This window comes from Pseudoclavibacter sp. RFBB5 (genome assembly GCF_002931555.1).
Lineage (GTDB): Bacteria > Actinomycetota > Actinomycetes > Actinomycetales > Microbacteriaceae > Pseudoclavibacter.
Genome location: NZ_PSTZ01000005.1, coordinates 35,391 through 54,881, shown reverse-complemented (window position 1 = coordinate 54,881; position 19,491 = coordinate 35,391). Strand labels below are relative to the sequence as shown.

Genomic DNA, 19,491 nt, shown 5'->3' with positions numbered 1-19,491 from the left:
GCGGATGCTCGGGCCGGCCCAACGCAGTTCAGGACTGCAGACGGGAGTGACGCCTAGCGCGCGACCTGTCCGTCGACGTAGTCGCTGTCGGTCTGCTTCCAGGCGAAGAGCTTGCGCAGCTCCTGGCCGGTCTTCTCGATGGGGTGCGACTCGCCCTTCTTGCGGAACTCGGCGAATTCGACGCCGCCGTTGTCCTGGTCGTCGATGAAGCGCTTCGCGAACGCGCCAGACTGGATGTCGGCGAGCACGGCCTGCATGTTGGCCTTGACGCTCGGGTCGATGACGCGGGGGCCGGACACGTAGTCGCCGAACTCGGCCGTGTCGGAGACCGACCAGCGCTGCTTGGCGATGCCGCCCTCCCAGATGAGGTCGACGATGAGCTTGAGCTCGTGGAGCACCTCGAAGTAGGCGATCTCGGGCTGGTAGCCAGCCTCGGTGAGCGTCTCGAAGCCGTACTGGATGAGCTGCGACGTGCCACCGCAGAGCACAGCCTGCTCGCCGAAGAGGTCGGTCTCGGTCTCTTCCGTGAAGGTCGTCTTGATGACGCCGGCACGCGTTCCACCGATGGCGGCCGCGTACGAGAGGGCGGTTGCCCATGCGGTGCCGGATGCGTCGTTCTCGACGGCGATGATGTCCGGGATGCCGCGGCCTGCGACGAACTCGCGGCGCACCGTGTGGCCGGGGGCCTTCGGGGCGACGAGGATGACGTCGACGCCCTCGGGAGCGTCGATGTAGCCGAAGCGGATGTTGAAGCCGTGCGCGAAGGCGAGGGTCTTGCCTGCGGTGAGCTTGTCCTTGACGCTGTCCGTGTAGATCGAGCGCTGGTGCTGGTCCGGCGCGAGGATCATGATGACGTCGGCCCACTCGGCCGCGTCGGCGACGTTCAGGACCTCGAAGCCGTCTTCCTGTGCCTTGGGGGCGGACTTCGAGCCGTCCTTGAGGCCGATCTTGACCTCGACACCGGAGTCGCGGAGGTTCTGCGCGTGGGCGTGGCCCTGCGATCCGTAGCCGACGACGGCTACCTTCTTGCCCTGGATGATGCTCAGGTCGGCGTCGGTGTCGTAGAGGATTTCAGCCACGTGTGTGCTCCTTGGTTGTTGGCGTTTGGCGTGTGAGTTCTTCAGTGCCGGTCGGCACAGGGCAGGTGAGCGCTGGCCGGTGGCTCAGCGCGAGACCCGCTCGGTCATCGACTTCGATCCGCGGCCGACGGCGACGAGGCCGGACTGGACGATCTCGCGGATCCCGTACGGCTCGAGGACGCGCAGGAAGGCCTGCACCTTCCCGGTGTCGCCCGTGGTCTCGATGACCAGCGCGTCCGTTGCCACGTCGACGACGCGGGCCCGGAAGAGGTTGACGGCTTCGATGACCTGCGAGCGGGTCGCGGAGTCGACCTTGACCTTGACGAGCAGGTGCTCGCGCTGGACGGACGCGTCGTATTCGAGCTCGACGATCTTGATGACGTTGATGAGCTTGTTGAGCTGCTTCGTCACCTGCTCGAGCGGGAATTCCTCGACATCGACGACGACCGTGATGCGGGAGAGCCCGTCGACCTCGCTCGCGCCGACGGCGAGCGATTCGATGTTGAAGCCTCGGCGGGCGAACAGCCCGGCGACGCGTGTCAGCAGGCCTGGCTTGTCCTCCACGAGGAGGGAAAGGACGTGCTTCGACATGGTCTACTCCCCCTCGAAGGTCGGGCTGTGTTCTTTGGCGTACTGGACGAAGCTGTTCGAGACGCCCTGCGGCACCATCGGCCACACCATGGCGTCTGCGCTCACGACGAAGTCGATGACGACGCTGCGGTCGTTGGTCTCGAGCGCGAGCTTGATGGCGGCGTCGATCTCTTCCTCCTTCGTGACGCGGATGCCGAGCGCCCCGTAGGCGTCGGCGAGCTTCACGAAGTCCGGGATGCGGACCGTCTCGTGCCCCGTGTTCAGGTCGGTGTTCGAGTGGCGGCCGTCGTAGAAGAGGGTCTGCCACTGCCGCACCATGCCGAGCGACGAGTTGTTGATGATGGCGACCTTGATGGGGATGTCGTTGATGGCGCAGGTCGCGAGTTCCTGGTTCGTCATCTGGAAGCATCCGTCGCCGTCGATGGCCCACACCGTGCGGTGCGGCTCGGCGACCTTGGCGCCCATGGCCGCCGGGATGGCGTACCCCATGGTGCCGGCGCCGCCGGAGTTGAGCCACGCGTTGGGGCGCTCGTACTTGACGAACTGCGCTGCCCACATCTGGTGCTGTCCGACGCCTGCCGCGTAGATCGCTTCCGGCCCCGTGAGCTCGCTGATGCGCTGGATGATGCGCTGCGGCGAGAGGAGTCCGTCGCTCGGGTCGGTGTACCCGAGCGGGAACTCGGCCTTGAGGCCGTCGAGGTAGGTCCACCACTCGTCGAGGCGTTCCGTGTCGGCGGGCGCGTGGTCGGTGACGGCGGCGAGGAGGTCGATGGCGACCTCGCGGGCGTCGCCGACGATCGGCACGTCGGCGGTGCGGATCTTCGAGATCTCGGCGGGGTCGATGTCGACGTGGATGACCTTCGCGTTCGGTGCGAAGAGCGCCGCCTTGCCGGTCACGCGGTCGTCGAAGCGGGCGCCGATGGTGATGAGCAGGTCCGCTTCCTGCAGCGAGAGCACAGCGGGCACGGTGCCGTGCATGCCCGGCATGCCGAGCATCTGCGGGTGCGAGTCGGGGAACGCGCCGCGGGCCATGAGGGTCGTGACGGCTGGCGCCCCGGTCTTCTCGACGAGTCGCTGCACCTCCGCGGAAGCACCCGAACGGACGATGCCGCCACCCAGGTAGAAGACGGGCTTCTTGGCCTGCGCGATGAGCTGCGCTGCGGCGAGGATCTGCTTGCCGTGCGCCTTGAGCACCGGACGGTAGCCGGGCAGGTCGAGCTTCACGGGCCAGACGTACGGCGCCTTCTTCTGCTGCGCGTCCTTCGTGATGTCGACGAGCACGGGTCCCGGACGACCGGTCGAGGCGATGTGGTAGGCGGAGGCGATGGCAGCGGGGATCTCCTCTGGCGTGCGAACCAGGATGCTGTGCTTCGTCACCGGCATGGTGATGCCGATGATGTCGGCCTCCTGGAAGGCGTCCGTGCCCATGAGGTGCGAGAACACCTGGCCGGTGATGGCCAGCAGCGGCACCGAGTCCATGTAGGCGTCGGCGATCGCGGTCACGAGGTTCGTCGCGCCGGGCCCGCTCGTCGCGATGCACACGCCGGTCTTGCCGCTCGCCGAGGCGTATCCCTCGGCCGCGTGGCCGGCACCCTGTTCGTGGCGAACAAGGATGTGGCGGAGCTTCGTGCTGTCGAGCAGCGGGTCGTATACCTCGATGATGGCACCACCCGGCAGCCCGAAGACGTCCGTGACCCCGAGGTTCTCGAGGGTGCGGACGACAGCCTGGGCTCCGGTCAGCATCTCGGGCTCGTGCCCAGCGGAGGGTGATGACGCCGCGGCGATGCGGGCGGCAGTTTCCTGCGTCATGAGATCCGTTCTTCTTCGTGCTCGATGGCTCGAGCGCAGTCGATGAGGCGCAGCCCTGGATCAGAGTAGAGACTCTGGATCAGAGTCGAGACTCTGAGGGCTAGCCCGTGGTCGCGCCCTCGGACGCGCTGCGGACGAGCTTCGAGTATTTCGCAAGCACGCCGCGCGTGAACTTCGGAGGGAGCGGTTCCCAGCCTTCTCGGCGGGAGGCGAGCTCGGCTTCGTCGACGAGTAGGTCGATCGAGCGAGCCGCGATGTCGACCCGAATCAGATCTCCACTGCGGACGAAAGCGATGGGACCTTGGTCGACCGCTTCCGGTGCAATGTGGCCGATGCACAGGCCGGTTGTGCCGCCTGAGAATCGTCCGTCCGTCAAGAGTAGTACATCCTTGCCGAGACCCGCGCCCTTGATGGCCGCCGTGATGGCGAGCATCTCGCGCATGCCTGGTCCGCCCTTCGGACCTTCGTAGCGGATGACGATGACATCGCCCGCTTCGATCTCCCCGTTCGTGAGGGCATCCATCGCGCCGCGCTCGCGCTCGAACACGCGGGCCGGCCCCTCGAAGACGTCGGCGTCGAAGCCGGCCGTCTTCACGACGGCACCCTCGGGTGCCAGCGAGCCGTGCAGCACCGTGATGCCGCCCGTCGCGTGGATGGGGTTGTCGATCGTGTGCACGACGTCGCCGTCGACCGGGTCCGGGTTGAGGTCACGGAGGTTCTCGGCGAGCGTCTTGCCCGTGACGGTGAGCGCGTCGCCGTGCATGAGGCCCTCGTCGAGGAGCGCCTTCATGACGACTGGGATGCCACCGTGACGGTCGACGTCGTTCATGACGTACTTGCCGAACGGCTTCATGTCGGCGATGTGCGGAACCTTGTCGCCGATGCGGTTGAAGTCGTGCAGGGTGACGTCGACCTGGGCCTCGCGAGCGATCGCGAGGAGGTGGAGCACGACGTTGGTCGAGCCGCCCAGCGCCATCGCGAGCGCGATGGCGTTCTCGAACGCTTCCTTCGTGAGGATGTCGCCAGTCGTGATGCCCTGGCGCAGCAGGTTGACGACGGCCTCGCCCGAGCGGTGCGCGAACGCGTCGCGGCGCCGGTCGGCGGACGCCGGAGCGGCCGATCCCGGCAGGCTGAGGCCGAGCGCCTCGGCGACGGACGCCATCGTGTTCGCCGTGTACATGCCGCCGCAGGCTCCCTCACCCGGGGCGAACGCGCACTCGATGCGCTTCAGGTCGGCCTCGGACATCTTGCCGGCCTTGCACGCGCCGACTGCCTCGAAGGAGTCGATGATCGTGATGTCCTTCTCGGTGCCGTCCGAGAGCTTGACCCAGCCGGGCGCGATGGATCCGGCGTACAGGAAGACGCTCGAGAGGTTCAGACGGGCGGACGCCATGAGCATGCCGGGGATGGACTTGTCGCATCCCGCGAGCAGCACGGTGCCGTCGAGGCGCTCCGCCATGACCACCGTCTCGACCGAGTCGGCGATGACCTCACGCGAGACGAGGGAGAAGTGCATGCCCTCGTGGCCCATGGAGATGCCGTCCGAGACGGAGACGGTGCCGAACTGCAGCGGGTAGCCGCCGCCCGAGTGGACGCCTTCTTTGGCGCCCTGGGCAAGGCGGTCGAGGGAGAGGTTGCACGGCGTGATCTCGTTCCACGAGGACGCGATGCCGATCTGCGGCTTGTCCCAGTCTTCGTCGCCCATGCCGACCGCGCGGAGCATGCCCCGCGAGGTGGTGGCTTCGATGCCGTCGGTGACGACCCGACTGCGTGGCTTGATGTCGACTTCTGGCTCAGGCATGCCCGCCATTCTACGCCGCGGAGAAGGTCGGCCCGCGCCGCCGGGAGCGCCTACTTCTCGCCGTGCCCGAGACCCTCGTGCTCGGGTGCCGGCTCCTTCTCCGGTTCCCCGGTCCGCACGGCCTGCGCGCGCGTCAGCTCGTCGTCGGTTCGGCGCTGGGCGCTCTCGACCGCCGCGGCGAGCTCGTCGACGTGCAGCGACACGTTGTCGAACTGCCGGCTGCGGTATCCGGCTCGGGCGAGCATCGTCGCGCCGGCCGGGGTCGTGAGCATCTGGAAGAACATGATCGGGATGAGGAACAGGATCGTGGGCAGGTGCGTCTGCTGCACGGCGAGGCCGATGAGCAGGAACATGAGGCCCGCGATCTGCGGCTTCGTCTGCGCGTGCATCCGCATGAGCACGTCGGAGAAGCGCATGAGGCCCACCCCGGCGGCGAGGGACAGGATGGCTCCCAGCCCGAGGCAGACGAGGGAGACGACGTCGAGCGCATCCACCGGGGCGTTCTCCACGAGCAGCCCACCGGAGGCGAGCAGAGCGTCAGAAGCGCTCATTGGCGTTCGCCTCCTGTCGGGTGACGTGCCTGGCGACGGCGACCGAGGCGATGAACGCGGTCATGGCGAGGGCAAGCACGAGCGGGATCGTGTCGGTGTGTCCGCGGATGATCATGTCGGCGACGAGCACGCAGATGAGGATCGTGAGGAGCGCGTCGGAGGCGACCATGCGGTCGACGATGGACGGACCGCGGATGATGCGGATCACCGCGAGGAGCGCCGCGACGGCGAACATCGCTCCGAACATCCAGACGAGGACGTCGATGACCATCACTTGCCTCCCTCCTTCGCTGCTGATGCGCCGGCGGATGAGCCCTTGACGACGACGGGCGTGTCGTGCGCGAACTGCTTGTCGCGGATCGCCTCGTGCTTCTTCTGCGCAGGCGACTGGCCGATGGGCTCGAGCCCACGACGCACGCGGTCGCGGTTGACCCGCCAGAGGTCGTCGCGGGTCCCGAGCGCGAGCGCGAGCCCCTCCTCCACCTCGAGCGCGAGCGCCTTGACCGATTCGACGGACTCGTCGGTCGAGGCGTCAAGCACGTGCAGGTAGAGCACGGAGTGCATCCGGTCGACTTCGACGACCATCGAGCCGGGGATGAGCATGTTGACCTCGGCCGTCAGCGTGAGGATGAAGTCGCTGCGCGTGCGCAGCTGCACCGAGACGACGGAGCCGAGCGGCGGCTTCGCTGGCCGGAACGCCAGCCACGCGACGATGAACGACGCGCTGACCAGCCGGTACATGAACTTCGCGAAGAAGACGAGCGTCCACCACAGGTTGATGCGGCCGGAGAGGTCGACGGCCGGCAGGTAGAAGACCTCGACGATGATGACCGAGAAGATGATCCCGGTGACGACGCTGATGACGTCGACGTGGCCCCACAGCACCAGCCAGAACGCGACGAGCGCGAGCAGCAGCGGCAACTGGACGAGGATGGCATGGCGCCTGGGCTTGCGGGCGCTGCCGTCTTTCACCTTCATGGCTTGAGCACCTCCCCGTTGGAGACCGAGCTGATGTACTCAGCCGGGAACAGATCGAACGCGGCCGTCTCGGACCACTCGTAGATGGGGCCGGCGAAGATCGTGATGGCGACGCTCACGGCGACCATGGTGGTCGTCGCGATCGTCATGAGCCGCGACGACGACTTCGTCTCGGTGACGACGGCCGACTCCGGGGTGTCGGAGATGCGCTCCGTCATCGGCGAGGAGAAGTCGACGACCTGCTCCTGCGTGCGCCAGAAGCCCAGGTTCCAGACGCGGATCAGCGCGTACAGGGTGAGGAGGCTCGTGACGGCTCCGGCGCCGATGAGCACGTAGCTGAGCACGCTGCCCTGTGCCGCGCCCGCCGTGAAGAGGCCGAGCTTCCCGATGAACCCCGAGAACGGCGGGATGCCGCCGAGGTTGAGCATGGGGATGAAGAACAGCACGGCCACGAACGGCGCCCGCTTGAGCATCCCGCCCAGGTGGGTCAGCGACGAGGAGCCCGCGATGCGCTCGATGAGCCCCGTCACGAGGAACAGCGCGGTCTGCACGATGATGTGATGGACGATGTAGAACACCGTCGCGGCGTAGCCGAGCTCGGTGCCGAGGGCGACGCCGAAGATCATGTAGCCGATGTGGCTCACGAGCGTGAACGACAGCATTCGTCGGATGCCGGCCTGGGCCACCGCGCCGAGGATGCCGACGATCATCGTGAGCAGGGCGATCACCATCAGCAGCACGGAGATGTCGTTGTCCCAGAAGAGCAGCGTCTCCGTCCGCAGGATCGCGTACACGCCGACCTTCGTCAGCAGGCCCGCGAAGACAGCCGTGACCGGCGCTGGCGCTGACGGGTACGAGTCCGGCAGCCAGAACGACAGGGGGAACAGAGCCGCCTTGATGGCGAAGGCGATGAGGAGCGGCATGTGCAGCATGAGCTGCACGTCCTGCGGGAGCTCGGACATGCGAACCGCGATCTCCGCGAAGTTCACCGTGCCGACCGCACCGTAGATGAGGGCGATGGAGCCCAGGAAGATGAACGACGAGACCAGGCTCACGACGATGTAGGTGACGCCGGCCTTGATGCGCTCCGTCGTTCCGCCGAGCGTGATGAGCACGAAGCTCGACACGAGCAGGATCTCGAAGCCCACGTACATGTTGAAGAGGTCGCCAGCGATGAAGGCGTTGTAGACGCCCGCGGAGAGCACGAGGTAGGTCGGGTAGAAGATCGAGACCGGCGTCTCGTCGTCGCCGTCCGCCGCGCCCTGGCCGATCGAGAAGGCCATGACCGCGAGCAGCACGATGCTCGTGACGACGACGAGCATCGCCGACAGCTGGTCGACGACGAGCGAGATGCCGAACGGCGCGAGCCATCCGCCGCCCTGGACGACCAGCGCCTCGCCAGATGTGGTGACCGCGACGAGCAATCCGATGCTGACGCCGAGCGCGAGCACGAGCGTCGCCTGGGCGATGAAGATCTGGAGGCGCGCCGCGCGGGCGGCGGTCAGCGCCAGGGCCGCGCCGATGAGCGGCACGAGCACGATGAGGGGAACGAGCCAGGTCATGAGCGCTCCCCCTCTCCTGCGGTGTCGTCGTGCGGTTCGGTGTGGTCATCGGAACCCGAGTCGAGGCCGACCTCGCGAGCTCCGGCAGGCTGCGAGCCCTGCTCGGCGTCCGCATCCTGCTCACCCGCCCGGAACTCCTCGAGCTCCTCGTGCCGGTTGCTCGGCTCTGTGGCCTTCACGGATACGTCGGCGAAGCTGTCCTTGCCCGACCCTGGTTTCGGCCCATCGCCCATGTTGATGCGGGCAGTCGAGACCGCCGCTTCCGCGTACTCGCCGAACTCCGTGTCCCCGGACTCGTCCTCGTCGAACTCCTCGTCGTCCTGCGAGAGGTCCGCGGTGCGCATCGCGATGTCCTCTTCGTCGTCGCTCACCGTGTCCGCCTGCGCGAGTCTCCACGAGCGGTAGATGAGGGCGAGCATGAACGCGGTCACGCCGAAGGTGATGACGATGGCGGTGAGGATGAACGCCTGCGGGATCGGGTCGGAGTAGTCCTCCGGCGCGATGTCGGCGTCGTAGATCGGGGCGAGCCCGAAACTGCCCGACATGAAGAAGATGAGGATGTTCGTGGCGTTGCCGACGAGCAGGATCCCGAGGAGCATCCGCGTCAGGCTGCGCTCGAGGAGCAGGTACACGCCGCATGCGTACAGCACGGCCATGCCGACGAGCAGCACGAGGGACAGGGTCATGAGCGGGTCACCTCCTCGGATCCGACGGGTTCGATGTCGCTCTGATCTGCCTCGACCTCTTCGTTGACACGGGCAAGCGCCCCGGTGTTGTAGCCCGTCTCACCGGGCTCGCCTCCCTCGCCCTGCAGACCGTCGTGCTCAGCGGCCGAGTCCGAGTCGGGAGACGCATCCTGTTCGATCTGCAGGTCGATCTCCGAACCGAGCGAGCGCAGGATGTCGATGACCAGCGCGATGACGATGAGGTAGACGCCGATGTCGAACACGGTGGAGGTGACGAAGACGAACTGTCCCACCCCCGGGATGTCCTGATCGATCCAGGATGAGGTGAACGGCGCCTGGCCGAAGAAGATCGGCACGAGAGCCGTGAGCGTCGCGAGCAGGAAGCCGATGCCGAGGAGACGGCCCGCATCCACCTTGACGGCCTCGTCGAGCTCGGCCCGGCCACCCGCGAGATAGCGCGCAGCCAGGGCGAGGCTCGCGACCGCACCGCCGGCGAAGCCGCCGCCCGGGGTGTTGTGGCCGGTGAAGAGCAGGAAGAGCGAGGCGATGAGCAGCGCGTGGAACACGAGCCGCACGACCACCTCGAGGATGATCGAGCGGTTGCTCGGGGCGAGCGACTTGCCGGCGATGAGCCAGACCTTGCGGCGCTCCCCCTGCAGCTTGTCGGCCCGGCCGAGCTTCTGCCCGGCCGCGCTCACGGCGGCGAGGTCGATGGGTTCGGTGACGGGGCGTGATGCGCGGCGGAACCGCGGCCCGCGCGCCGCGTCGACCCGCGAGCGACCCCGGTTGTTGAGGTAGACGAGGCTCGCAACACCCGTAGCGGCCGCGATGAGCACGGAGAGCTCACCCATGGTGTCCCATCCGCGGATGTCGACGAGCGTGACGTTGACGATGTTGGAGCCGTGGCCGCCCTTGTAGGCGAACTCCGGGAAGAACACGGAGTCTGGGATCGCCTGGCGGGAGGCGAGGGAGATCCACGCGACGACGGCGAGGACGAGTCCGACGGATCCGCCGATGAGCCACCTCAGCCACGACGGCGGGTTCTTGAGCGCCTTGCCGTGGCGGGCAGGGAGCCTGCGCAGCACGAGCACGAAGACGACGAGCGTGATCGTCTCGATGAGGGCCTGCGTGATCGCCAGGTCCGGTGCGCCCGAGAGCGCGAAGAGCCCGGCCATCCCGTAGCCCGTGACGCCCACGAGGATGACGCCCTGGAACCGCTTCTCCGAGGTGGTCACGAAGAACGCCGCGAGGATCATGATCAGGATGATCGCGATCTCCTGCCAGCGGATCTCGGTCTCGAAGGCCGGGACGGGCGTGTCCATGGTGACGAGCGTGAACACGGACGCCACGACGAACATGATGAAGATCGATGCGAGGTAGAAGGGAAGCGAGCCGCGCTGGGTCGTCGCCGTCGTGCGCGCCGCGATGACATCCACGACGCGCATCGTGGTCCAGTAGCCGCGAGACGACTCGATGAGCGGAGGCACCTTCGCCTGCGCGCGGGCCACCCCGGCCCGCCAGACGAAGAGCAGGCCACCGACGATGAACGTGCCGATCGTGATGAAGAGCGCCGGCTCGAACCCGTGCCAGAGCGCCAGGTGGTACGGCTTGACGCCGGGCAGCTCCGGCAGCGTGTCCGCGTACATCGCGAGCACCGGGTCGACGAGACCGGACGCGAAGCCCAAGCCGAGCGAGGCGGCGACGAGGATGAGCGGGGAGAACATGAAGTCGAGGTGCTCGGGCACGTAGCGCACCCGCTCGACGTCCGGCTTCGACGCGAAGGCCCCATAGAGGAACCGGGCCGAGTAGGCGACCGTGAACACGGTGCCGATGATGACGCCGATGAGCGCGATCCACCCCCACACGCTCCCGGCCTCGCCCGCCTCGAGGAGCGCCGTGAGGATCGCCTCCTTGGCGACGAACGTGAACATCGGGGGCACGCCGGCCATGGCCGCGATCGCCAGCGCCGTCATCCAGAACAGGACGGGCGCCGCCTTCGCGAGCCCCGACAGCTTGCGGATGTCGCGGGTACCCGTGCGGTGGTCGATCATGCCGACGATGAGGAAGAGCGCGGCCTTGAAGCAGGCGTGCGCGATGACCATGGCCAGGCCCGCGAGCGCCGCGTCCCGTGTGCCGAAGGCGACGACGATGGTCATGAAGCCGAGCTGGCTGACGGTGCCGTAGGCGAGGATCAGCTTCAGGTCGTGCTGGCGCAGCGAGCGCCACCCGCCGATGAGCATCGTCGCGATGCCGATCGTGACGAGCACCTCCCGCCACCCGGGCATCTCGGCGAAGCCGGGCGCGAGGCGGGCGATGAGGTAGATGCCGGCCTTCACCATGGCCGCGGCGTGCAGGTACGCGCTCACCGGTGTGGGAGCGGCCATCGCCGCAGGCAGCCAGAAGTGGAACGGGGCGAGCGCCGACTTCGTGACGGCGCCCGAGAGCACGAGCATCACGGCCGTGATCGTGAAGCCGTCGAACTCGGGCGGGTTGGCGATGATCTCGGAGAGCAGCGTCGTGCCGGTCGAGGCGTGCAGCATGACGAGGCCGACGAGCATGGCCAGGCCGCCGAGCGTCGTGACGAGCAGCGCCTGCATGGCGGCACCGCGGCTCGCGCGCTTCGACGAGTAGTGGCCGATGAGGAGGAACGAGAGCACGCTCGTCGCCTCCCAGAAGATGAAGAGGAGGTAGATGTCGTCGGCGAGGACGAGGCCGAACATGACGCCCGCGAACGCCAGCAGCACCGCGGCGAAGCGCCCGAGGTCGGGCTCGTCTGGCTTGAAGTAGCGGCCGCAGTAGATGAGCACGAGCGCGCCGATGCCGGTGACGATGAGCGTCATGATCCACGCCAGCACGTCCATGCGCATGGCGACGGCGACGTCGATCTGCGGGATCCAGGGGACGCTCTCGACGAGCACCTCACCGCTCAGGATGCGCGGACCGAGCAGCGCAGTCCAGACGAAGGCGGCGGCGGGGATGGCGGCGGCGGCGAGGAACGTCACGTTCCGTAGCCACCTGTGGAGCACTGGGATGAGGATGCTCGCGCCGAGGAAGATAGCCAGGAACGCGATCATTCGGCCTCCTGGAGCTCATGCAGCGGTGTGGACGAATTGATTTTACCTGGCAGTTGTCTGCGTGTGTGCCGAATGCCTCGCTCGATAGCGTGAGTGCATGCATGATTCTCCGCCTGGACCCCGGCCGACGGCGACGGGAGCGCGTGCGCTGGCGCCCGATGCCGCGCGTGGTTTCGCTCTGCTGTTCATCGCGATCGCGAACCTCACCGTGTATCTGTACGGCAGGGACCAGGGCATCCTGTTCCGTCCGGTGGATGCCGGACTCGGCGACCGGGTCGCGGATGTCCTCGGCGCGCTGTTCATCGACAACCGGAGTTTCCCGCTGTTCTCGTTGCTGTTCGCCTACGGCTTACACCAGCTCGTGACGCGTGAGGAGGCGCTCGGCACGGCGTGGCCCGTCGTCAGGCGGCTGCTCGTGCGGCGCAACGCGTGGCTCTTCGTCTTCGGGGCACTGCACGGACTGCTCCTCTTCATGGGCGACATCATGCACACGTACGCGCTCGCCGGGTTCGTGCTCATCTTGCTGATGAGGGCGCCGAACTGGGTGCTCTGGCTGGTCTTCGGCATCACGGCCCCGCTCGCCGTGGCCTTCGGCAGCGGTGACGGCGCGGCGGCGTCCGGGCTCGCCGCGGTGGGCGGCGCGGCCGATCCGATGATGCCCTCCGCCGTGAGCGCGACGCTCCTCGACGCTCAGCTCGCGCGAGCCGGCGAGTTCCTTCCGCTCCTCGCATTCGCGCCGTTCACCGTCCTCGGCGTGCTCCCGCCCATGATGCTGGGCCTGCTCATGGCCCGGAGCCAGCTGCTCGAGCGCCCGTGGCAGCACGCTCGCGCGGTCCGCAGCATCGCGATCGGTGGCGTCTCGGCCGCCATCCTCGGGGGCCTCCCCTTCGCCTTCGGCCTGGCGCTCGGGTTCGAGCCGGGCCCCGTCTGGTTCCTCGCAGGCTCACTGCATGCGGCCATCGGCATCCTGGCCGGTGCCGGCTACGCCGCGCTCTTCGCACTCATCGTCGCGGGCACGCAGCGCTCCGGCTCCCGCCCCGGCCCGGTGATCGGGGCGCTCACCGCCCTCGGACGTCGCTCCATGTCCGGCTACCTCGCACAGTCGGTCATCTTCCTCGCGATCATGCCGGCCTGGTCGATGGGGCTCGGCGCCACCGTGGGCACCGGCGGTGCGCTCCTCATCGGCACCGGCACCTGGCTCGCAACGCTCCTTGGCGCCGTCCTCCTCGAGCGGATGGGCAAGCCGGGGCCCGCGGAATGGGCGATCCGGAGGCTCAGCTACGGGCAGCCACCCGTCAGAGCGGTCGTACGATAAGCCGCATGCAGACCACGAGGCTCTACCGCGACGGACACCGGGTCGGCGGCGAGCACTCGCTCACGAATCTCGCCGAGCACCGCGCATCCGGGGACTGCACGGTCTGGGTCGACCTCACGCTCGACGAAGAAGGCGCCCTGGACGAGTTGGCCTCGCTCCTCGACCTGCACCAGCTCGCCGTCGAAGATGCGAGGTCCCACCTCGAGCGGCCTCGTCTCGCGCGTTTCGACTCCCACCTGCTGCTCACGCTGTCGAGCTCCGACTGCGACGAGCAGGGAGACGTCACGATCTCCCGACTGACGGCGTTCATCCTGCCGGGCATCCTCATCACCGTGCACGAAGCCGGCTTCCCCATCGAATCCGTCGCGAAGCGCCTCGACGAGAACGAGGAGCTCTCCGCGTACCGGGTCCCCTGGCTCGTCTGGGCGCTCCTCGACGTCATCGTCGACAGCCACACCGACTCCGTCGAACGGCTCGACGAGGTCATCGAGGCCCTCAGCGACGGGCTCTTCAGCGAGCGGCCCGACACGAGCGAGGTGCAGCGACGCGCGTTCACGCTGCGGCGGAGCGTCTCGAAGCTCCGCCACGCGACGCTCCCCCTGAAAGAGGTGATCACGCTCCTCATCCACCAGGGAGAGGAGAAGGTGGCGCCAGAGCTGCACCCGTACTTCGCCGACGTCGGCGACCATGCGGCGCTCGCCGCCGACTGGTCCGAGACGCTCGCGGATCACATCTCGACGGCCATCGAGACGAGCATCGCCCTGCAGGGCAACAGGATGAACGAGATCATGAAGAAGGTCACGGGCTGGGCTGCGATCATCGCCGTGCCGACCGCCATCACCGGCTTCTTCGGCATGAACGTCGACTTCCCCGGCCACAACGAGGTCGAGGGCCTCATCGCCTCGGTGTCCCTCGTCATCGGCTCGTCGGTCGTGCTCTACATCGTCTTCAAGAGACGCGACTGGCTGTAACCGCACCGGCTGCGCACTCCCCGCCACACCTCCCCCGCCTGGCTCCTCCCCCGCCCTGGCGGAAACCGCCAAGAGACCTGTGGGGTGTGCATCCGGTTCTCTCGAAGCGGATGCACACCCCACAGGTCTGCCGGTAGGCAGCGGCGCAGCGGCGCAGGTTACGCGGTGACGCGCTCCTCGTCGATGACCTGCTGGCTCTTCGCGTCACGGGAGTGATCCGTGGAGCCGTGCACGTCCTCGTTCATGGTCGCCTCATCGAACGGGGCGCCCCCGCTGAGCACGAGGTCGACGCGCTGCTTGTCGATCTCCTTCGTCCACGTGCCCACGAGCACCGTCGCGACGGCGTTGCCCGTGAAGTTCGTGAGCGCGCGAGCCTCGGACATGAAGCGGTCGATGCCGACGATCACGCCGACGCCGTCGACCAGGTCGGGGCGGTGGGCTTGCAGGCCTCCAGCGAGCGTCGCGAGGCCGGCGCCGGTGACACCGGCGGCGCCCTTCGAGGCGATCATCATGAAGATCAGCAGCGACACCTGCTCGCCGATCGACAGGGGCGTGCCCATCGCGCTGGCGATGAAGAGCGACGCCATCGTCAGGTAGATGGCGGTGCCGTCGAGGTTGAACGAGTACCCGGTCGGGATGGTGATGCCGGCGACCGACTTCGAGACGCCCACGTGCTCCATCTTCGCGATGAGGCGGGGCAGCGCGACCTCGCTCGACGAGGTCGAGACGATGAGCAGGTACTCGCGGCCGAGGAACTTCATGAGCTTGAAGATGTTCACGCGGGCGACGAGCCACAGCAGCGTGCCCAGCACCACGACGATGAAGAGCGCGCACGTGATGTAGAAGGCGATCATGAGGGTGCCGAGCGCGATGACCGCGTCGATGCCCGTCGCTCCGACGACCGCGGCGATGGCGCCGAACGCGCCGACCGGGGCGACCCACATGATCATGCCGAGCACGCGGAAGACGAGCGCCTGGATCTGCGCGATCGCGTCGATGATGGGCGCCGCCTTCGTGCCCATCTTCTGCAGGCCGAAGCCGAGCAGCAGGGCCACGAAGAGCACCTGCAGGATGCTGCCGTCGGTGAGCGACGAGAACAGCGACGTCGGGATGATGCCGAGCAGGAAGTCGGCCGTGCCCTCGCTCTTCGACGCATCGGCCTCGTAGGAGGCGCTCGCGATGTTGAGCCCCTCGCCCGGGTGGATGAAGTTGCCGACGACCATGCCGATGGCGAGGGCGAAGGTCGACATCGTGATGAAGTAGAGGAGCGCGAGCCCGCCGACCTTGCCGACCGTTGCCGCCTTCGCGATGGAGCCGACGCCGAGCACGATCGTGCAGAAGATGATCGGGGCGATCATCATCTTGATGAGCGCCACGAACGCCTCGCCGACGGGCTTGAGGGCCTTCCCGAACTCCGGGAGGACCAGGCCGACGGTGATGCCCGCGAGCACCGCGATGATGACGGCGATGTAGAGCCAGTGAGTCTTGTCGATCCCGCGCTTGCGCGGAGCCTTGGTGTCCTGAGATGTGAGCGCCATTGCCTTCTTCTCTCCGTTGAGATCCGACGCGAGCTGCGTCGGGAGCGATGGATCGAGCATCCGCGCACCGGCAGAACTGCCGCGACTTGCGTTCATACTGTTCTCACCGCGCCCGCAGCGGCGAGATCCGACGCGGCACGCTCATCGACGACGAGGAGGAACCGTGCGATTCGCAAGCTGGAGCGTTGCGACGCGCCTCTTCGTGCTGCAGTTCGTCGCGATCCTCGCGCTCACCGGGCTCGGCGTCGTCATCGTGTGGGCGGATGCGCGGCGCGAGGCAGAGGACGACGCGGCGCTGCGCAGCCTGGCGGTCGCCGAGACCATCGCCCACGACCCGTTCGTCGTCGAGCAGCTGGAGACCGCCGACCCGAGCAGCACGCTGCAGCCGTACGCGATCGTCATCTCCGACTCCACGGATGTCGACTTCATCACGATCATGGACACCGACCGCGTGCGCATCACGCACCGCAACCCCGAGGAGATCGGGCGCCTGTTCCAGGGCAACATCGACACGGCGCTCGGCGGCTCGACCTTCACGGAGACCTACACGGGCACGCTCGGCCCGTCTGTCCGGGCCGTCGCCCCGATCTGGGACGACGGCGAGGTGGTCGCCCTCGTGTCGGCCGGTGTGACCGTGTCGAACGCGCACGTCGCGACGGGGTCGCGCATCGCCCTGATCCTCTGGTCCGCCCTCGGCGCGCTCCTCATCGGCGGCGCCGGAGCCTGGGCGCTCAGCCGCTACCTTCGGCGGGTGACCGACAACCGTGGCCCCGAGGACCTCGCCCGCATGTTCGCCTACTACGAGGGTGTGCTCCGATCGATCGACGAGGGGCTCGTGCTCATCGACCCGAAGGGCAGGATCGTGCTCGCCAACGTGGTCGCCAGCGAGTACCTCGGCCTGCCGCCGTTCGACCCGCGGGCCGCCCCTGTTCCGGTCAAGGACCTGGCCGCTCCTGAGATCCTGCGAGAGGTCATGCTCCGCAGCGATGCGGTCGTCGACGAGATCGTCGTCACCGAACGGCATGTGCTCGTCGTGAACAGCGAAGCCGTCGTGACGCGCGGGCCCGGTCAGGATGCACCGCGCTCGGCCGGCACGGTCGTCACGCTGCGCGATCACTCCCGCATCGAGGAGCTCAGCGGCGAGCTCGAGACCTCGCAGACGCTCGCGGCGGCGCTCCGCTCGCAGGCGCACGAGTTCGCGAACCGGCTGCACACCATCATCGCGCTCATCGAGCTCGGCCGCCCCGAGGAGGCGATGCGGCTCGCGAGCTCGACGCTCGACGTCAGCCAGGAGCTCGCCGACCGGCTCGTGCGAGCCATCGAGGACCCCGTGCTGGTCGCGCTGCTCCTCGGCAAGTCGGCGCAGGCAGACGAGATGGATGTGCGCTTCGAGCTGCACCTGCCCGAGCGGGTTCCCGCGAGCGCCACTGCTCGCGACCTCATCACCATCGTCGGCAACCTCATCGACAACGCACTCGACGCGGCACGGACGACGCCGGCCCCAGCCGTGCGGGTGCTCGTCGAGGAGCTCGACGGGGAGGTGCTCATCGAGGTGAGCGACAGCGGCGACGGGCCCGATCCGCAGTTCCTGGGCCGCATCTTCGACTTCGGGGTATCCGGCAAGCCCGGCAAGGGGCGCGGGGTCGGGCTCGCGCTGGTGCGGCAGGCCGTGCGCCGGTCGGGCGGCAGCATCGAGGTCGACGGGTCGGCGTTCACGGTGTGCCTGCCGCTGCGTGCCCCGGACACAGCGCAGGCCGGGGCCTCGCGCGACTGGGAGGCCGCGAATGGACGGTGAGCGGGCGACGCAGGCGACACCACTGAACGTGCTCATCGTGGACGACGAGCCGCTGACAGCGCAGGCGCACGCCTCCTACGTGGACCGCCTGCCGGGGTTCCGCACCGTCGCCGTCGCGGGCACGGCGTCCGCCGCGCTCCTCGCGGTCCGTGCATCCGCCCACGGCGACACCGAGCGCATCGACGTCGTCCTCCTCGACATCAACATGCCGGACGCGACGGGCATCGACGTCGCGAGGCGACTCCGGGCCGAAGGTCACGACGTCGACATCATCGCCGTGACGGCCGTGCGCGAGGCGGCCACCGTCAAGCAGGCGGTCTCGCTCGGCATCGCCCACTACCTGCTCAAGCCGTTCACGTTCCAGACGTTCGCGGAGAAGCTCGAGGCGCTGCGCGAGTACCGCGCCGGGCTCTTCGACCACGTCGTCTCCAGCCAGGATGAGGTCGACCAGACTCTCGCGTCCCTCCGACAGGCCACACCGCACGCGAGCCTCCCCAAGGGGCTGACGAGCGAGACCCTCGCGAGCGTCATCTCCGCGCTGCGCTCCCTCGAGGCGGGAACCGGCATCTCCGCGAAGGAGCTTTCCGAGCAGCTGACACTCTCCCGCGTCACCGCGCGCCGCTACCTCGAGCACCTCGTCGACACCTCCGCCGCCGATCGCACCCCCAGGTACGGCACCCCGGGGCGGCCCGAGCTCGAGTACCGTCTCGCCTGAGGCGCTCCGGCCGCCGTCACCTTTCGGACAGCCGGGGGGAGTAATCTCCGGAAAATGATCACCGTCGGCATGAGCACCTCCTGCACGTTCCCCAAGTCTGTCGAGACGTCGTTCCAGATAGCCAGGGACGCGGGCTTCGACGGCATGGAGATCATGATCTCGACCGACCAGACATCTCGCAGCGTGGATGCGCTGAAGCGCCTCATCGACAAGTACCAGCTCCCGGTGCTCGCCGTGCACGCCCCCGTTCTGCTCTTCACGCAGTTCGTGTGGGGCCGCGACCAGCGCACGAAGCTGCAGCGCTCCGCCGAGCTCGCCCGCGACATCGGCGCCTCCACCGTCGTCGTCCACCCGCCATTCCGGTGGCAGTCGGGATACGCGGAGAACTTCCTCGAGATCGTCCGCGAGATCAACGCAGACACGGGCACCGAGATCGCCGTCGAGAACATGTTCCCGTGGAAGGTGTCCGGGCGGGCGCTGCAGGCGTACAAGCCCGGCATCGACCCCGTCGACATGGACTGCGACGCCATCACCCTCGACTTCTCGCACGCCGCGCTCTCGGGACGCGACTCCTTGCAGATGTCGAAGGCGGCCGGCGACCGACTGCGGCACATCCACCTCTGCGACGGCCAGGCGCCCGACGTCAACGACAAGCTCTTCGACGAGCACCTCGCGCCCGGCGAGGGAGGGCAGCCCGTCGCCGAGACGCTGCAGTACCTCGCCTCGATCGGCTGGTCGGGCCATGTCGTCGCCGAGGTGAACACGCGCAAGGCGAAGAACGAGGCCGACCGACTGCGCATGCTCCGCGAGACCGTCGCGTTCGCGCACGATCACCTGCAGCTGGGCCGCCCGGTCCCCGACGAGGTCTAGCCGCCCACGCCCGACTCGGGCTGGCATCCTCACTTCGTGGCGGGAAACTTCCCCCAACGAAGTGATTTCCCCATCCCGAGACGCTGCCCCGAGACGCGGGGTCTACGCGGCGACGGCGAGCACCCGGCTCAGCCACCACGCCCGACTCGGGCTGGA

The 19,491-nt window shown here is 68.0% G+C and carries 16 protein-coding genes; 5 read left to right on the top strand and 11 right to left on the bottom strand.

Features of this window, described 5'->3' with window-relative positions; genetic code table 11:
• Positions 1–53: 53 nt before the first annotated feature.
• The 10 genes from ilvC to C5B97_RS05270 all read right to left on the bottom strand — a co-directional run bounded on the left by ilvC (position 54) and on the right by C5B97_RS05270 (position 12,131).
• Positions 54–1,079: a ketol-acid reductoisomerase gene (ilvC, locus tag C5B97_RS05315; protein ID WP_104311097.1), complete on the bottom strand. Its 1,026-nt coding sequence runs from the start codon at positions 1,077–1,079 to the stop codon at positions 54–56.
• A gap of 84 nt (positions 1,080–1,163) precedes the next feature.
• On the bottom strand, positions 1,164–1,670 hold the full coding sequence (ilvN, locus tag C5B97_RS05310) for an acetolactate synthase small subunit (RefSeq protein WP_104252353.1): 507 nt from the start codon (positions 1,668–1,670) through the stop codon (positions 1,164–1,166).
• Between the two features lie 3 nt (positions 1,671–1,673).
• Positions 1,674–3,479, bottom strand: a complete 1,806-nt coding sequence (locus C5B97_RS05305; protein WP_104311096.1) for an acetolactate synthase large subunit — start codon at positions 3,477–3,479, stop codon at positions 1,674–1,676.
• Positions 3,480–3,579: 100 nt separating this feature from the next.
• Entirely contained in the window at positions 3,580–5,280 is a 1,701-nt protein-coding gene (gene ilvD, locus C5B97_RS05300; RefSeq protein WP_104311095.1) for a dihydroxy-acid dehydratase, read from the bottom strand.
• 50 nt (positions 5,281–5,330) lie between these two features.
• Complete coding sequence (mnhG, locus tag C5B97_RS05295) at positions 5,331–5,831, bottom strand: monovalent cation/H(+) antiporter subunit G (protein ID WP_104311094.1); 501 nt, start codon at positions 5,829–5,831, stop codon at positions 5,331–5,333.
• A complete protein-coding gene (locus C5B97_RS05290) occupies positions 5,818–6,102 on the bottom strand; it encodes a monovalent cation/H+ antiporter complex subunit F (protein ID WP_104311093.1) in 285 nt (94 codons plus the stop codon). Before C5B97_RS05290 ends, mnhG begins: the two co-directional genes overlap by 14 nt.
• The gene (locus C5B97_RS05285; RefSeq protein WP_104311092.1) at positions 6,102–6,809 is read right to left on the bottom strand and encodes a Na+/H+ antiporter subunit E; all 708 of its coding nucleotides are present in this window, start codon (positions 6,807–6,809) and stop codon (positions 6,102–6,104) included. The genes C5B97_RS05290 and C5B97_RS05285 overlap by 1 nt, the downstream gene beginning before the upstream one ends.
• Positions 6,806–8,371, bottom strand: a complete 1,566-nt coding sequence (locus tag C5B97_RS05280) for a Na+/H+ antiporter subunit D (protein WP_104311091.1) — start codon at positions 8,369–8,371, stop codon at positions 6,806–6,808. Before C5B97_RS05280 ends, C5B97_RS05285 begins: the two co-directional genes overlap by 4 nt.
• A complete protein-coding gene (locus tag C5B97_RS18315) occupies positions 8,368–9,057 on the bottom strand; it encodes a Na(+)/H(+) antiporter subunit C (RefSeq protein ID WP_104311090.1) in 690 nt (229 codons plus the stop codon). The genes C5B97_RS05280 and C5B97_RS18315 overlap by 4 nt, the downstream gene beginning before the upstream one ends.
• The gene (locus tag C5B97_RS05270) at positions 9,054–12,131 is read right to left on the bottom strand and encodes a Na+/H+ antiporter subunit A (RefSeq protein WP_104311089.1); all 3,078 of its coding nucleotides are present in this window, start codon (positions 12,129–12,131) and stop codon (positions 9,054–9,056) included. The genes C5B97_RS18315 and C5B97_RS05270 overlap by 4 nt, the downstream gene beginning before the upstream one ends.
• 97 nt (positions 12,132–12,228) lie before the next feature.
• On the opposite strand from C5B97_RS05270, the gene C5B97_RS05265 reads away from it, so the two are divergent.
• Together C5B97_RS05265 and C5B97_RS05260 are read left to right on the top strand one after the other, a co-directional pair.
• The gene (locus C5B97_RS05265; RefSeq protein ID WP_104311088.1) at positions 12,229–13,446 is read left to right on the top strand and encodes a DUF418 domain-containing protein; all 1,218 of its coding nucleotides are present in this window, start codon (positions 12,229–12,231) and stop codon (positions 13,444–13,446) included.
• Between the two features lie 5 nt (positions 13,447–13,451).
• On the top strand, positions 13,452–14,417 hold the full coding sequence (locus tag C5B97_RS05260; protein ID WP_181026910.1) for a magnesium transporter CorA family protein: 966 nt from the start codon (positions 13,452–13,454) through the stop codon (positions 14,415–14,417).
• A 158-nt stretch (positions 14,418–14,575) separates the two neighbouring features.
• On the opposite strand, the gene C5B97_RS05255 is transcribed toward C5B97_RS05260, so the two are convergent.
• The gene (locus tag C5B97_RS05255; protein ID WP_104311304.1) at positions 14,576–15,955 is read right to left on the bottom strand and encodes a cation:dicarboxylase symporter family transporter; all 1,380 of its coding nucleotides are present in this window, start codon (positions 15,953–15,955) and stop codon (positions 14,576–14,578) included.
• A gap of 163 nt (positions 15,956–16,118) precedes the next feature.
• Here C5B97_RS05255 and C5B97_RS17715 point away from each other — a divergent pair, with 163 nt between their 5' ends.
• The 3 genes from C5B97_RS17715 to C5B97_RS05235 are packed head-to-tail and all read left to right on the top strand — an operon-like array spanning position 16,119 to position 19,335.
• Positions 16,119–17,750 (top strand): sensor histidine kinase, encoded by a 1,632-nt coding sequence (locus C5B97_RS17715; RefSeq protein ID WP_181026909.1) that lies wholly within the window; start codon positions 16,119–16,121, stop codon positions 17,748–17,750.
• Entirely contained in the window at positions 17,740–18,465 is a 726-nt protein-coding gene (locus C5B97_RS05240; RefSeq protein ID WP_104311086.1) for a response regulator, read from the top strand. The genes C5B97_RS17715 and C5B97_RS05240 overlap by 11 nt, the downstream gene beginning before the upstream one ends.
• Positions 18,466–18,519: 54 nt before the next feature.
• Entirely contained in the window at positions 18,520–19,335 is an 816-nt protein-coding gene (locus C5B97_RS05235; RefSeq protein WP_104311085.1) for a sugar phosphate isomerase/epimerase, read from the top strand.
• Positions 19,336–19,491 lie beyond the last annotated feature (156 nt).

Bases quoted from the DNA above. Each gene is read 5' to 3' on its own strand.
- ilvN (WP_104252353.1), bottom strand. From the start codon at position 1,670: ATGTCGAAGCACGTCCTTTCCCTCCTCGTGGAGGACAAGCCAGGCCTG.
- C5B97_RS05305 (WP_104311096.1), bottom strand. From the start codon at position 3,479: ATGACGCAGGAAACTGCCGCCCGCATCGCCGCGGCGTCATCACCCTCC.
- ilvD (WP_104311095.1), bottom strand. From the start codon at position 5,280: ATGCCTGAGCCAGAAGTCGACATCAAGCCACGCAGTCGGGTCGTCACC.
- mnhG (WP_104311094.1), bottom strand. From the start codon at position 5,831: ATGAGCGCTTCTGACGCTCTGCTCGCCTCCGGTGGGCTGCTCGTGGAG.
- C5B97_RS05290 (WP_104311093.1), bottom strand. From the start codon at position 6,102: ATGGTCATCGACGTCCTCGTCTGGATGTTCGGAGCGATGTTCGCCGTC.
- C5B97_RS05285 (WP_104311092.1), bottom strand. From the start codon at position 6,809: ATGAAGGTGAAAGACGGCAGCGCCCGCAAGCCCAGGCGCCATGCCATC.
- C5B97_RS05280 (WP_104311091.1), bottom strand. From the start codon at position 8,371: ATGACCTGGCTCGTTCCCCTCATCGTGCTCGTGCCGCTCATCGGCGCG.
- C5B97_RS18315 (WP_104311090.1), bottom strand. From the start codon at position 9,057: ATGACCCTGTCCCTCGTGCTGCTCGTCGGCATGGCCGTGCTGTACGCA.
- C5B97_RS05270 (WP_104311089.1), bottom strand. From the start codon at position 12,131: ATGATCGCGTTCCTGGCTATCTTCCTCGGCGCGAGCATCCTCATCCCA.
- C5B97_RS05265 (WP_104311088.1), top strand. From the start codon at position 12,229: ATGCATGATTCTCCGCCTGGACCCCGGCCGACGGCGACGGGAGCGCGT.
- C5B97_RS05260 (WP_181026910.1), top strand. From the start codon at position 13,452: ATGCAGACCACGAGGCTCTACCGCGACGGACACCGGGTCGGCGGCGAG.
- C5B97_RS05255 (WP_104311304.1), bottom strand. From the start codon at position 15,955: ATGGCGCTCACATCTCAGGACACCAAGGCTCCGCGCAAGCGCGGGATC.
- C5B97_RS05240 (WP_104311086.1), top strand. From the start codon at position 17,740: ATGGACGGTGAGCGGGCGACGCAGGCGACACCACTGAACGTGCTCATC.
- C5B97_RS05235 (WP_104311085.1), top strand. From the start codon at position 18,520: ATGATCACCGTCGGCATGAGCACCTCCTGCACGTTCCCCAAGTCTGTC.